The organism is Streptomyces klenkii, from assembly GCF_003626645.1.
Classification (GTDB): domain Bacteria; phylum Actinomycetota; class Actinomycetes; order Streptomycetales; family Streptomycetaceae; genus Streptomyces; species Streptomyces klenkii.
The window spans coordinates 119,400-133,193 of the sequence record NZ_RBAM01000003.1; the positions used below are offsets into that span (position 1 = coordinate 119,400).

The following is a 13,794-nucleotide window of genomic DNA, read 5'->3' on the forward strand; positions in this document are numbered from 1 at the left end:
CATAGCGCCGCTACTGGTCGCGGAAGCGCACGATCTTGACGAAGTCGTCCACGTCCAGCGCGGCGCCGCCGATCAGGGCGCCGTCGACGTCCGGCTGCGCCATGATCGCGGCGATGTTGCCGGACTTGACGGAGCCGCCGTACTGGATGCGGATCTTGTCGGCGACCTCGCGGCCGTAGAGCTCGGTCAGGCGGCCGCGGACGGCCCCGCAGACCTCCTGGGCGTCCTCGGGCGTGGCGACCTCGCCGGTGCCGATGGCCCACACCGGCTCGTAGGCGATGACGATGCTCTCGGCCTGCTCGGCCGGGACGTCCTTGAGGGCGCCGTCGACCTGCGCGAGGGTGTGCGCGACCTGGGCGCCGGCCTTGCGGACGTCCAGGCCCTCGCCGACGCACAGGATCGGGGTCAGCCCGTGCCGGTAGGCGGCCTTGACCTTGGCGTTGCAGAGCTCGTCGGTCTCGCCGTGGTACTGGCGGCGCTCGGAGTGCCCGATCGCCACGTAGGTGCACTTGAGCTTGGCGAGCATGGCGCCGGAGATCTCGCCGGTGTAGGCGCCGGAGTCGAACGCCGAGACGTCCTGGGCACCGTACTTGATCTTCAGCTTGTCGCCGTCGACCAGCGTCTGCACCGAGCGGAGGTCGGTGAAGGGCGGCAGGACGGCGACCTCGGTGCCGTCGTAGTCCTTGTCGGCGAGCGCGAAGGCGAGCTTCTGGACGTGGGCGATGGCCTCGAGGTGGTTGAGGTTCATCTTCCAGTTGCCCGCCATCAGCGGGGTACGTGCACTCACAGTGGTTCAGTCCTCCAGTGCGGCGAGGCCGGGGAGCGTCTTGCCCTCGAGGTACTCGAGGCTGGCGCCGCCGCCGGTCGAGATGTGGCCGAAAGCATTCTCGTCGAAGCCCAGGATGCGCACGGCCGCGGCCGAGTCGCCGCCACCCACGACGGTGAAGCCGTCGCAGTTCAGCAGGGCCTGGGCAACGGCCTTGGTGCCGTTGGCGTAGTCGGGGTGCTCGAAGACGCCCATCGGGCCGTTCCAGAAGACGGTGCCGGCGTCGGCGAGCTTCGAGGCGTAGAGCTCACGCGTCTTCGGGCCGATGTCCAGGCCCTCCTTGTCCGCCGGGATGGCGTCCGAGGCGACGAGCTCCGGGTTGGCCGGGGCCTTGGTCTTCAGGTCCGGGAAGTCGGCCGAGACCAGGACGTCGACGGGGAGGACGAACTCCACGCCGCGCTGCTCGGCGCGGGCCAGGTACTCCAGGCAGACCGGGATCTGGTCCTCCTGGAGCAGCGAGATGCCGACCTCGTGGCCCTTGGCCTTGAGGAAGGTGTACGACATGCCGCCGCCGATGAGGATGCGGTCGGCCTTCTCCAGCAGGTTGTCGATGACACCCAGCTTGTCGGAGACCTTGGCGCCGCCGAGCACGACCACGTAGGGGCGCGCGACGTCCTCGGTGAGCTTCTTCAGGACGCCGACCTCGGTGGCGATCAGGTCGCCGGCGGCGTGCGGCAGGCGCGCCGGGAGGTCGAAGACCGAGGCGTGCTTGCGGTGCACGGCGCCGAAGCCGTCGCCCACGTACAGGTCGGCCAGGGACGCGAGGGCGTCGGCGAAGGCGCCGCGCTCCGCGTCGTCCTTGCTGGTCTCGCCCGCGTTGAAGCGGAGGTTTTCCAGCAGCGTGACCTCGCCGTTCGCCAGTGCGGCGACGGTGGCCTTCGCGCTGTCGCCGACCGTGTCGGTGGCGAACGAGACCTTCTTGCCCAGGATCTCGCCGAGCCGCGTCGCGGCCGGGGCGAGGGAGAACTGAGCGTCCGGGGCGCCCTTGGGACGGCCCAGGTGGGAGGCGACGATCACCTTGGCGCCCGCGGCGGCGAGCTTGGCGATCGTCGGGGCGACGGCGCGGATGCGGCCGTCGTCGGTGATGGTGGTGCCGTCGAGCGGCACGTTGAGGTCGGCGCGGACGAAGATCCGCTTGCCCTCGACACCGTCCTGGATGAGTTCGTCGATCGTCTTCATGCGGTGACTCCGGTACTTCCGTAAGGGGTCATTCATGAGACGGGGCTCGTACGACGCTTCATCGCGTCGTACGAGCCCCGTCCCCTACATCCCGATGCCTGTGATCGTACGACCAGCTGGCAGTGAGATCAGAGCTGGCCGCCGACGAAGACGGTCAGGTCCACCAGGCGGTTGGAGTAGCCCCACTCGTTGTCGTACCAGCCGACGACCTTGACCTGCTTGCCCTGGACCATCGTCAGCTGCGAGTCGAAGGTGCAGGAGGCGGGCCAGTTGACGATGTCGGAGGAGACGATCGGGTCCTCGGTGTACTCGAGGATGCCCTTGAGCTGCCCCTCGGCGGCCTTCTGGAAGGCGGCGTTGATCTCTTCCTTGGTGGTCTCGCGGTCGAGCTCCAGGACGAGGTCGGTGACCGAGCCGGTCGGGACCGGGACGCGCATGGCGATGCCGTCCAGCTTGCCCTTCAGCTGCGGGAGGACCAGGGCGGTGGCCTTGGCGGCACCGGTCGAGGTCGGGATGATGTTCTCCGCGGCGGCGCGGGCGCGACGCAGGTCGGAGTGCGGGAAGTCCAGGATGCGCTGGTCGTTGGTGTACGCGTGGACCGTCGTCATCATGCCCTTGACGATGCCGAAGGTCTCGTCGAGGACCTTGGCCATCGGCGCCACGCAGTTGGTGGTGCAGGAGGCGTTGGAGATGACGTGGTGGTTGGCCGCGTCGTACTTGTCCTGGTTGACGCCCATCACGATGGTGATGTCCTCGTTCTTGGCCGGAGCCGAGATGAGGACCTTCTTCGCGCCGGCGGCGAGGTGCTTGGCGGCATCCTCGCGCTTGGTGAAGATGCCGGTGGACTCGATGACGATGTCGGCGCCCAGCTCGCCCCAGGGCAGGTTCGCGGGGTCGCGCTCGGCCATCGTCTTGAAGGTCATGTCGCCGACAGTGATCGTGTCGTCGGTGTGGCTGACCTCGTGCTTGAGACGACCCAGGATGCTGTCGTACTTCAGCAGGTGCACCAGAGTGGCGTTATCGGTGAGGTCGTTGACACCGACGATCTGGATGTCCGCACCCTGCTCCAGCAGCGCGCGGAAGTAGTTGCGACCGATACGGCCAAAGCCGTTGATGCCTACGCGGATCGTCACGAACCGATCTCCTCGTTGGTGTGCCGGACTGTCCGCCGGCGGGCTGTATTGGGATGTCCCCGACCACCACCGACCCTACCTCTAAGAAGGGAGGGACGTGACATTGGCGTCACTGGGCCTCCAAGGCGGCTTCACCCCTTGACAGAGCGCAGGGCTGCACTAATGAGCGCGGACCTTTCGGCGGGGTCCGGGACGTGCTGGAGACCGAAGCCCAGGAGCACCGTGGCGGGGGTGGAGACGGCGGCCGCGCGGCGTACATCGGCCGTCGCCGCGCAAGCTCCGTCACGGAGCGTGACGACTGTCCCGGTGCACGGAGCGCCCGTTGCGCCGTTCGTGTACTCCCCCGCGGCGGCGCTGCGGAACTGCGGGAAGCCCGCCGGCGGCAGCTCGTCGGAGACGGGGGTGTACGTGCCCGCGCCGTCCACCCGGTCGCCGGGGGCGTCGCCGAGGCGGACGGCGGTGCCGGCGAGGGCGCCGGTCCCGGTGAAACGCGCGGGGGCGGGCTGCGCGGCCCGGCTGCCGGCGCCCAGGTAGTACTGGCTGAAGTCGTTCGTCTCGGCGGCGCCGACGACGGCGTATCCGCCCGCCTGCTTGCCCGCGGCGATGAGCTTGCCGCCCTCGTTGACGAAGTCCCGCACGGCCAGCAGGGTGGCGCCGCCGGGCCGGTTGTCGCCGGAGTACCACAGGACGCTCTTGAAGTGGCCGAGCACGCCGAGCGCGTGGGGCGCGCCCCGGGTGGCGACGTCCCAGACGGCGGCGTCGCGGCCGGCCGCGGCCAGGGCTCCGGTGTAAACGGCGGCGTGCCGGGCGACGGTCGTGCCGCCCTCGTCGGCGATCACCAGGGTGTCGGCCTCGGGGCGGTGCGCCACGGCGTAGGTGAAGGGTTCACTGGCGGTGGGCCTGCCGTCGGCCGTCCTGCCGGTGTACCAGACCCGGACGCTGGAGCCGGGTTCGGCGCCCTCGACGTAGCCGCGGTACTCGGCGAAGCGGATGCTGTCCCGGCCGCCGTAGCGGTCGCCGCCCTTCCATGCCTTCAGCGGCGCGGAGTGCGTGCGCCCGCCGTCGATGCGGTAGTTGAGGCGGAGTTCGCGCAGGCTCTTGCGGGCGGTGACGGAGACCTCCTGCTCGTCGCCGAGGGCGTAGGAGGTGGTGAAGGCGTCGGGGGTGAAGTCGGGGGCGGTGAGGCCGACGGACGAGCGGGGCCGGTCGGCGCCCTCGCGGTTGACGGCGGTCTCGGCCACGGAGAGCGCGAACGGGATGTTCTTCGCGAACTCCTGCTGGATGAGCTTCTCGTCGTCGGGGAAGCTGAAGGACGACGGGCAGTCGGCCGGGTCCCAGCGGTCGTGGGGGTCGGCCTCGGAGGCGGTGCGGCAGGTCGACATCTCCGGGGTGAACATCATCGTGCCGTTGACGTTCGCCGCGTGGCCGTCGGCCTCGCCGTTGGTCGTGTAGAGCTCGGAGGAGACCTGCGGGCGGTAGCCCGGGATCGCGGACTTCTCCGGGGTGCCGGCGAGCGCCTTGTACAGGACGTCGTCCGGAGTCGGCGTGGCGACCTGCCAGCCGACGCCGTAGAGCAGTAGTTCGGCCGCCGAGTGGTAGTTCACGGCGTAGCCGAAGCGGTGCTTCTTCTCGAAGGCGTCGAGCGCCCGCGTCTCCGGCTCGGAGGCGGGGGCCGGGCCGCGGTAGGTCTCGGAGCCCGGGCGGGGGGACGAACCCTCGTTGTCGTAGCCCCACTTGTAGGGGAAGTTGCGGTTGAGGTCGACGCCGTCGCCCGGGGTGATCTTCCCGTCGCCGTTGTTGTCGCGCAGGTTCTTGCGCCACAGGCGGGTGGCCGGGCTCTGGAAGGTGTAGTCGTAGCCGTCGGGGTTGGCGGAGAGGACGAACCAGAGTTCGGCGCGGTCCACGACGTCGGTGAGGCGGGCGTCCTTGCCGTAGCCGTCGAGGTAGTGGTGGAGCAGCCGCCTCGTCATCTCGGGCGTGATCCACTCACGGGCGTGCTGGTTGGACATGTACAGCACGGCGGGCTTGCGGCCGTCGGCCTCGGTGCGGGCGTCCTTGCTCAGCTTCAGGGCGAGGATGTCCTGGCCGCGGACGGTCTTGCCGATGCTCACGACCTTGGTGAGGCCGGGGTGGGCCTTCGCGGTATCCAGGAGCTCCTGCTGGAGGCCGTTCTTGCCGCTGTACGGGCGGAAGACGCCGTCGCCCGCGGCCTTGAGGCGCTTCCGCGTGCGCTCGGGGATCCGCTTCTCGGTGAGGCCGATGCCGCGTGCGCGCAGGTCACGGGCCTGGCCGGGGGTGAGGTAGAGCTCGACGGAGGCCGCCTTGGTCCCTTGCGGGCGCTCGGCGAGCTCCTGGCCGTCGACGCCGGCCGCGAGCAGCAGCGGCACCTGGTCGGCGGTGATCCTGGCGGTCCAGACGGCCGGTGCGCCGTCATCGTCGCGCGCCGCGGCCGCGGCGGCGGGTTGTGCGTGGGCGAAGGGTGCCGCGGCCAGTCCGCCGAAGAGCAGCGAAGCCGCCGCGAGGACCGATCTCGTCCTGCGTCTCATGAGCCCCCCTTGCTGTTGTCTGCCACGTCAGTGCACGGACGCCAGACTGGAGAGACTGCATGATCATGTCAACGATGCAGAAAGAGCCACCCTCCGGCGCCCTGCACGGCACCGGGGTGGCTCGAACCGGAGGCGAATGGCCGAAGGCGGCGGCCGGTCAGCCGGCCATGCCCTCCACCATCTCCTCGGACAGGTCCGAGAGGTTGGACTCGGTGCCGGGGATGCCGAGGTCCTGGGCGCGCTTGTCGGCCATGGCCAGCAGGCGCCGGATGCGGCCCGCGACGGCGTCCTTGGTCAGCGGCGGGTCGGCCAGCGCGCCGAGCTCCTCCAGCGACGCCTGCTTGTGCTCCATGCGCAGCCGGCCCGCGGCGGCGAGGTGCTCGGGCACCTCCTCGCCCAGGATCTCCAGCGCGCGCTGCACCCGGGCGCCGGCCGCGACCGCGGCGCGGGCCGAACGGCGCAGGTTGGCGTCGTCGAAGTTGGCGAGGCGGTTGGCCGTGGCCCGGACCTCGCGGCGCATCCGCCGCTCCTCCCAGGCCAGCACCGACTCGTGCGCGCCCAGCCGGGTCAGCAGGGCGCCGATCGCGTCGCCGTCGCGGACGACCACGCGGTCCACGCCGCGCACCTCGCGCGCCTTGGCCGCGATCTGGAGCCGGCGGGCCGCGCCGACCAGCGCGAGCGCCGCCTCGGGCCCGGGGCAGGTCACCTCCAGGGAGGAGGAGCGGCCGGGCTCGGTGAGGGAGCCGTGCGCGAGGAAGGCGCCCCGCCAGGCGGCCTCGGCATCGCAGGTGGCACCGGAGACGACCTGCGGGGGCAGCCCGCGGATCGGCCGGCCGCGGCCGTCGACCAGGCCGGTCTGGCGCGCCAGCTGGTCACCGCCCGCCACCACCCGGACCACGTACCGGCTGCCTCTGCGGAGCCCGCCGGGGGCCATCACCACCAGGTCGGAGGCGTGCCCGAAGATCTCCAGGATGTCCTTGCGCAGCCGCCGGGCGGCGATCCCGGTGTCCAGCTCCGCCTCGATCACGATGCGCCCGCTGACCAGGTGCAGACCGCCCGCGAACCGCAGGATCGCCGAGACCTCCGCTTTCCGGCAGCAGGTGCGGGTGACGGGGAGCCGGGAGATTTCATCCTTCACCGCTGCCGTCATCGCCATGGGCCGATCCTTCCATGCATCCGAAAAATACGGTCGTACGCGGCGGCCAACAGCTCCGGGTCATGGGTCGGGGAGCCGTCGGGCGCGGCGACCGGCGCCAGCTCGACCGCGGCCCCGAGCCGCTTCGCGGCTTCGGTGAGGCTCTCCCGGTCGGGCACGGCGGCCTCGTCGGCCAGCACCACGTCCAGGGCGAGTTTAGGGGCGTGTCGGGCCAAAACCTCCAAATGACGCTGCGGGGAGAAGCCATCGGTTTCACCCGGTTGTGGTGCGAGGTTCAACGACAGCACCCGGCGGGCCTTGGTCTCCTGGAGGGCTTCCAGCAGCTCGGGGACGAGCAGGTGCGGGATGACGGAGGAGAACCAGGAGCCGGGGCCGAGCACGACCCAGTCGGCGTCGAGGACGGCGGCGACGGCCTCGGGCACGGCCGGCGGGTCCTCCGGGACGACGTGCACGGACTGCACCTCGCCGCGGGTCAGCGCCACCGTGGCCTGGCCGCGGACGGTCGTGACGGCATCGGGCTCGGCCGGGTCGTGGCCGCGGACGAGCGCTTGCAGCTCCAGCGGCACGGCGGACATGGGCAGCACCCGGCCGTGCGCGCCCAGCAGCTTGCCGACCAGGTCGAGGGCCTGGACGGGGTCGCCCAGCTGCTCCCACAGGGCGACGATCAGCAGATTGCCGACGGCGTGGTCGTGCAGATCGCCCTCGCTGGTGAAGCGGTGCTTGATCACCCGGGCCCAGGTCTGGCCCCAGTCGTCGTCGCCGCACAGGGCGGCGAGGGCCTTGCGCAGGTCGCCGGGGGGCAGCACGCCCAGCTCGTCGCGGAGCCGCCCGCTGGAGCCGCCGTCGTCGGCGACGGTGACGACGGCGGTGAGGTCGCCGGTGATCCGGCGCAGGGCGGCGAGCGAAGCGGACAGGCCGTGACCGCCGCCGAGGGCGACGACCTTGGGCTGGGCGCCGCGCTTCGTGCGCCCCTCGGGGCCGCGCGTGACCCGCCCGGGGACGAGACGGCGCACCCGGTGGAGCCTGGACGTGCGGCCGGTCACTCGCGCCCCATGTCCCGGTGCACGACGACCGTCTCCACGCCCTCGGAGACGAGGCGGTGGGCGAGCTTCTCGGACATCGCCACGGAGCGGTGCTTGCCGCCCGTGCAGCCGACCGCGATGGTCACGTAGCGCTTGCCCTCGCGGCGGTAGCCCGCGGCGATGAGCTGGAGGAGCTCGGTGTAGCGGTCGAGGAACTCCTTGGCACCGGGCTGGTTGAAGACGTAGCCCGAGACCTCCTCGTTCAGGCCCGTGAAGGGGCGCAGCTCCGGCACCCAGTGCGGGTTGGGCAGGAAGCGGCAGTCCACCACGAGGTCGGCGTCGACGGGCAGGCCGTACTTGTAGCCGAAGGACATGACCGTGGCCCGCAGCTCCGGCTCCTCCTCGCCGGCGAACTGGGCGTCCATCTTGGCGCGCAGCTCGTGGACGTTCAGGCTGGAGGTGTCGATCACCAGGTCGGCGTCGCCGCGCAGCTCGCGCAGCAGGTCGCGCTCGGCGGCGATGCCGTCGACGATGCGGCCCGAGCCCTGGAGGGGGTGCGGGCGGCGCACCGACTCGAAGCGGCGCACCAGGGCGTCGTCCGAAGCCTCCAGGAAGATCACGCGCCGCTTGACCTGCTTGGCGGCCAGGTCGGCCAGGGACTCGCGGAGGTTGTCGAAGAAGCGCCGGCCGCGGACGTCCACCACCACGGCGATGCGGGCCACGTTGCCCTGGGAGCGGGCGCCGAGGTCCACCATGGTGGGGATCAGGGCGGGCGGCAGGTTGTCGACGACGAACCAGCCGAGGTCCTCCAGGCACTTGGCGGCGGTGCTGCGGCCCGCCCCCGACATGCCGGAGATGATCACCAGTTCGGGGATGCCCGCCGTCTCGGCCGCCGCATCCGCCGTCGTGCCCGTACTCACCTGTGCTCCGTCTCGGTCGTTCCCGGTCATGCTGCTACCCCCGTCTCACCGACGGCGCCGCGGTCGCGGCCCCGTCCTTCCATACTGCGTGTCCCGTCATTCCCCCGCCTCTTCCATGATCTCGCCCGTCGCCGTGTTCACGGCGGGGGCGGGCGGGGCGGCCGCCGCGAGCGCGGCGGCGATCGTCTCGGCGGTCTTGCGACCGATGCCCGGCGTCTCGCAGATCTGCTCGACCGTGGCGGCGCGCAGCCGCTTGACCGAGCCGAAGTGCTTCAGCAGGGCCTTCTTGCGGGTCTCCCCGAGGCCCGGGACCGCATCCAGCGGCCCGGCCTTGAGCGTCTTGGTGCGTTTGCTGCGCTGGTAGGCGATGGCGAAGCGGTGGGCCTCGTCGCGCACGCGCTGGAGGAGGTAGAGGCCCTCGCTGGTGCGGGGCAGGACGACGGGGTCGTCCTCGCCGGGCAGCCAGACCTCCTCCAGGCGCTTGGCGAGGCCGCAGACCACCACATCGTCGATGCCGAGCTCGTCCAGCGCGCGGCGGGCGGCGGCCACCTGCGGCTGCCCGCCGTCGACCACGACGAGCTGCGGCGGGTAGGCGAAGCGCTTGGGGCGGCCGTCCTCGGTGCGGGCGGTCCCCTCTTCGGCTTCGGCTTCAGCGGCCTCGACGGCGTTCTCCTCGGACCACTCCCCCGCCTTCTGCTTCTCCAGCAGATAGCGGCGGAAGCGCCGGCCGATCACCTCGTGCATGGACCGGACGTCGTCCTGGCCCTCGCCGTGCCAGACCTGCGTGTCTCCGACACGACCCTTGATCTGGAAGCGGCGGTACTCGCTCTTGCGGGCCAGGCCGTCCTCGAAGACGACCATGGACGCGACCACGTCCTGCCCCTGGAGGTGGGAGATGTCGAAGCACTCGATGCGCAGCGGCGCGGAGTCCAGCTCCAGGGCCTCGGCGATCTCCTCCAGCGCCCGGGAGCGGGTGGTCAGGTCGGAGGCGCGCTTGGTCTTGTGCAGGACGAGGGCCTGCTGGGCATTGCGCTCGACCGTCGCCATCAGGTCCTTCTTGTCCCCGCGCTGGGGGATGCGCAGGTCGACGCGGGAGCCCCGGCGCCGGCCCAGCCACTGGGCGACGGGCTCCACCGGCTCCGGCAGGGCCGGGACCAGGACCTCCTTGGGCACCGCGTCGCCGCTCTCCTCGCCGTAGAGCTGCTGGAGGGCGTGCTCGACGAGGCCGGCGGTGTCGACGGCCTCCACCTTGTCGGTCACCCAGCCGCGCTGGCCGCGCACCCGGCCGCCGCGCACGTGGAAGATCTGGACCGCGGCCTCCAGCTCGTCCTCCGCGACGGCGATGAGATCGGCGTCGGTGGCGTCGGCGAGGACGACGGCGTTCTTCTCCATGGCGCGCCGGAGGGCCTCTATGTCATCCCGCAGGCGGGCGGCCTTCTCGTACTCCATCTCCTCGGCGGCCTCGTGCATCTGCTGCTCCAGGCGGCGCAGGTAGGTGCCCGTGCGGCCGGCCATGAAGTCGCAGAACTCCTCCGCCAGTTCGCGGTGCTCCTCGGGGCTGACCCGGCCGACGCAGGGGGCGGAGCACTTGCCGATGTACCCCAGCAGGCAGGGGCGGCCGATCTGGGCGGAGCGCTTGAACACCCCGGCCGAGCAGGTGCGCACGGGGAAGACGCGCAGCATCAGGTCGACGGTCTCGCGGATGGCCCAGGCGTGGGCGTACGGGCCGAAGTAGCGCACGCCCTTCTTCTTGGGGCCGCGCATGACCTGGACGCGCGGGAACTCCTCGCCCAGGGTGACGGCGAGGGAGGGATAGCTCTTGTCGTCGCGGTACTTGACGTTGAACCGCGGGTCGTACTCCTTGATCCAGGAGTATTCGAGCTGGAGCGCCTCGACCTCGGTGGAGACCACGGTCCACTCGACGGAGGCGGCCGTGGTCACCATCGTGCGGGTGCGCGGGTGCAGGCCGGCGAGGTCCTGGAAGTACGACGAGAGGCGCTGGCGCAGGCTCTTCGCCTTCCCGACGTAGATCACCCGGCCGTGCTCGTCACGGAATCTGTAGACCCCCGGCGAGTCGGGGATCTGTCCCGGCTTGGGTCGGTAGCTGCTGGGGTCGGCCATGTCACACACCCTACTTGCGGGCAGTGACAATCGGCGTCCGCCCGCGGAGGGACCGGCTCCGGCCCCGGCGGGGGGTGGTCGCCGGGGACGGAACCGGGAACGCGGGGTGGATCAGGGTGAATCGGAGCGGATCAGAACGGATCAGACCCGGTCAGGACCGGTCAGGACGGGTCGGCGGGGACCCGTCCTGACCGGGCCGGGGTCAGCGGCGCCGGAGCCTGCGGCGCGCCACCACCGCCCCCGCGCCCAGGAGCAGGGCCGTGCCGCCGGCCGCCGCCGCGGACGCCGTGGTCAGCGGGCCGGAGCCGCCCTGCGGCGCGGGGGCCGCCTGCTGCTCCGCGGCCGCGGCCGGCTCCTGCCCGTAGCCGCCCGCCTCCCCCTTCTTCGCGTACGCGGAGCCGGGCAGCTTGTCGCCGTACGCCTTGTGGACCCGGGCGCGGTAGCCGTCGAGCGTAGTGCCCTGCGCGCCCACGGCCCGGACGGCATCGTCGTCCAGCGGCAGGACCCGCTCGCCGCGCTGGACGTACCACGCGTCGATCTGGGGCTCACGGAAGACGGTGCCTCCGCTGAGCTTCCGCTGCCCTTCGGCGGCGTAGCGCGTCTCGTCGTCACCGGTGGCGATGTTGACGACCTTCCAGTCACCTCCGCTGCGCGCGGTCCACACCGACGCCTTCCGGCCGTCGGCCGAGACCGCCTTGCTGGCGAGGAACTCGAGCGTGGCGACGGGGGCGCCGTTCTTGCCCGCCACGAACTCCGGGGAGAGCGTGTAGACGGGCACGGTCGCGCCCTCGATCCTCGGCTGCGCCTTCGCCGCGGCGACCGCACCGTCGCGGGCGAAGAAGCGGGACAGCGTCCCGAGGGTCGCCGGGGAGGCGGCCGCCTCGTGCGCGGCGGAGACTCCGGCGGCGGTGGGGGCCGCGGGAGGCGCCGGGGTGGCGGCGTGGGCGAGCGGGGCGAGGCCGAGCGCGGCGGCGGTGACGGCGCCGGCGGCCACCGCACGGGCCGCGTTGCGCCGGGAGTGCTGCTGCCGGGCTGCCTGACGGGTCATCCGGTCGGTCATGTCGTCACGCCCCGATCCGGTAGAGCGAGTGGGTCCAGGAGAAGTTGCTGTTGTTCACGTACCAGTCGTGCGAGGCCCAGTTGTAGCGGTTGCTGGAGGGCCAGGGGTCGCCCCAGTACACGAACCCGCTCGCGTCGTCGTAGCCGTAGAGGACGTGCATGTGGCCGCCGCCGGAGGACCACTGGATGCGGGTCTCGATGGGCCGGTTGCCGTTGACCTCGCTCTGGACGGTCGGGTAGCGCAGCCAACCGGTCACGTACGAGCCGGGGTTGATTCCGGCCCACTGGAGGCCTGTCTGCACATTGCCCAGCGTGGCCTGGTTGTTGGGGCACTCCGTGCCCTGCTGGCGGTTGAACGCCGCGTTGCAGAACTGGTTCTGGGTGTAGTTGCGCCCGAACCAGGTGGCGATGGTGTTGCCGGAGGCGGCCCAGCACCAATTGCTCTTCTGCTGGGCCTGCATGGTGATGTTGAGCTTCTTCGAGGCCTGCAAGGACGCGTGGTCCCCGCCGGCTGCCGATGCCGTGGTGGGGACGGCGAGCAGCGTGGCCGCGACGACGGCTGCGGTGGACAGCCGTCTGCCGCGTATGCGGGCCTTCCGGGGCTTGTTCAGTTGTGCCGATGCACGGGACATGGACGTTCCTCCCGAGGCGGGGGGTGGTGATGGAGGCGCGTCCGGACGCTGGTGAGGAGCATCAGGGAGTTGTCAGTGAATGGTCAACAGGCTTCAATGCTCGGTGAGCCGACGGTGTGAACGAGGCGTACCGGATGTGAACGTCCGCTGCCCGGCCACGCGGATCACGGCGGTCCGGCGGGCCCCGCCGCATTCACCGCTTGTGAATATTCACAGAGCACAAGGGGTGGGAACGGATGGCACGCACACGGCCCGGCGGGGGCCCGGAAGGCCACGCGGCCGAGGCCGAGCTGGCCCGCGCCCTGCGCACCGGGCCGTTCCACGTGGCGCTGCGGACGGCGCTGACCGTGCGGGGGCTCGCGCTGCACCGGGTACAGCGCCGGCTCGCGCAGCGCGGCGTGCACATCGGCGTGACGAGCCTGAGCTACTGGCAGCAGGGGGCGCGGCGGCCGCAGCGGCCGGAGTCGCTGCGGGCGGTGCGGGTCCTGGAGGAGGTCCTGGAGCTGCCCGCCCACGCCCTCACCCGGCTGCTGGAGCCGGTCGCCCCGCGGACCGGCGCCGAGCGGCCGGCCGCGCGCTCGTACCGCTCGCTGGTCGAGGAGTCCCGCGCGCTGGAGCGGCTCCTCGCCGAGCTGGAGTCGCCCGCCGACGGCGGCCTGCACACCGTCTGCCACCTGGAGCGGGTCCGCATCGGGGCCGGCCGTGAGCTGCGGGGGCGCGACTCCCACCACGTGGTGCGCGCCCACCGGGACGGTGTGGACCGCTACCTCGCCATCCACCACGGGGACGAGGGCTGCGACCCCGGCCGGGTGGCCGTGCGGGCGAGCGAGAACTGCCGCGTGGGGCGCGTGCGGTGGCACACGGCGGCCGGTGTCCTGGTGGCCGAGCTGCTGTTCGACACCCGGCTGCGGGCCGGGGACACCCACGTCTTCGGCTACGGCTTCGACGACGGCACGGCCGGGCCGGGCAGCGAGTATGTGCGCGGCTTCAGCTTCGCCGGCGGGCAGTACGTGCTCCAGGTCCGCTTCGACGCCGCCGCGCTGCCCGCGCGCTGCCTGCGCTTCACCCGCAGCTCGGCGGTGGCGCCCCGCGGCGGGTTGCAGGAGCTGACCCTCACCGGCCGCCACCGCATGGTGCACCTGGTGGAGCCGTCCGTACGGCCGGGCATCGTGGGGATCGCCTGGGAGTGGGCGTAGGGCC

Annotated in this window: 10 protein-coding genes and 1 pseudogene; 1 reads left to right on the forward strand and 10 read right to left on the reverse strand. The window is 71.9% G+C overall.

The features are described from left to right. Positions 1-10: 10 nt before the first annotated feature. The 10 genes and pseudogenes from tpiA to D7231_RS07335 all read right to left on the reverse strand — a co-directional run bounded on the left by tpiA (position 11) and on the right by D7231_RS07335 (position 12,594). Positions 11-787, reverse strand: a complete 777-nt coding sequence (gene tpiA / locus D7231_RS37200; RefSeq protein ID WP_120754127.1) for a triose-phosphate isomerase — start codon at positions 785-787, stop codon at positions 11-13. A 6-nt stretch (positions 788-793) separates the two neighbouring features. After that, entirely contained in the window at positions 794-2,005 is a 1,212-nt protein-coding gene (locus D7231_RS37205) for a phosphoglycerate kinase (protein WP_120754128.1), read from the reverse strand. 128 nt (positions 2,006-2,133) lie between these two features. Next, positions 2,134-3,138, reverse strand: a complete 1,005-nt coding sequence (gene gap / locus D7231_RS07300; RefSeq protein WP_120754129.1) for a type I glyceraldehyde-3-phosphate dehydrogenase — start codon at positions 3,136-3,138, stop codon at positions 2,134-2,136. A 335-nt stretch (positions 3,139-3,473) separates the two neighbouring features. Next, positions 3,474-5,684: pseudogene (locus D7231_RS07305) on the reverse strand (M14 family metallopeptidase); the annotation flags it as partial. Positions 5,685-5,841: 157 nt separating this feature from the next. Next, the gene (gene whiA, locus D7231_RS07310) at positions 5,842-6,840 is read right to left on the reverse strand and encodes a DNA-binding protein WhiA (RefSeq protein WP_120754131.1); all 999 of its coding nucleotides are present in this window, start codon (positions 6,838-6,840) and stop codon (positions 5,842-5,844) included. Next, positions 6,831-7,883, reverse strand: a complete 1,053-nt coding sequence (locus D7231_RS07315) for a gluconeogenesis factor YvcK family protein (RefSeq protein ID WP_120754132.1) — start codon at positions 7,881-7,883, stop codon at positions 6,831-6,833. Before D7231_RS07315 ends, whiA begins: the two co-directional genes overlap by 10 nt. Next, positions 7,880-8,812, reverse strand: a complete 933-nt coding sequence (gene rapZ, locus D7231_RS07320) for an RNase adapter RapZ (protein ID WP_030366603.1) — start codon at positions 8,810-8,812, stop codon at positions 7,880-7,882. Before rapZ ends, D7231_RS07315 begins: the two co-directional genes overlap by 4 nt. Positions 8,813-8,878: 66 nt before the next feature. Then, a complete protein-coding gene (uvrC, locus tag D7231_RS07325) occupies positions 8,879-10,903 on the reverse strand; it encodes an excinuclease ABC subunit UvrC (RefSeq protein WP_120754133.1) in 2,025 nt (674 codons plus the stop codon). A 202-nt stretch (positions 10,904-11,105) separates the two neighbouring features. Further along, positions 11,106-11,951 carry a hypothetical protein gene (locus D7231_RS07330; protein WP_120754584.1) on the reverse strand — a complete coding sequence of 282 codons (846 nt, stop codon included), beginning with the start codon at positions 11,949-11,951 and terminating at the stop codon, positions 11,106-11,108. A gap of 16 nt (positions 11,952-11,967) precedes the next feature. After that, positions 11,968-12,594 carry a papain-like cysteine protease family protein gene (locus D7231_RS07335; RefSeq protein ID WP_120754134.1) on the reverse strand — a complete coding sequence of 209 codons (627 nt, stop codon included), beginning with the start codon at positions 12,592-12,594 and terminating at the stop codon, positions 11,968-11,970. A gap of 236 nt (positions 12,595-12,830) precedes the next feature. Between D7231_RS07335 and D7231_RS07340 the strand changes: the two genes are divergently transcribed. Continuing rightward, a complete protein-coding gene (locus D7231_RS07340; protein WP_120754135.1) occupies positions 12,831-13,790 on the forward strand; it encodes a hypothetical protein in 960 nt (319 codons plus the stop codon). The last annotated feature ends 4 nt before the right edge of the window (positions 13,791-13,794 follow it).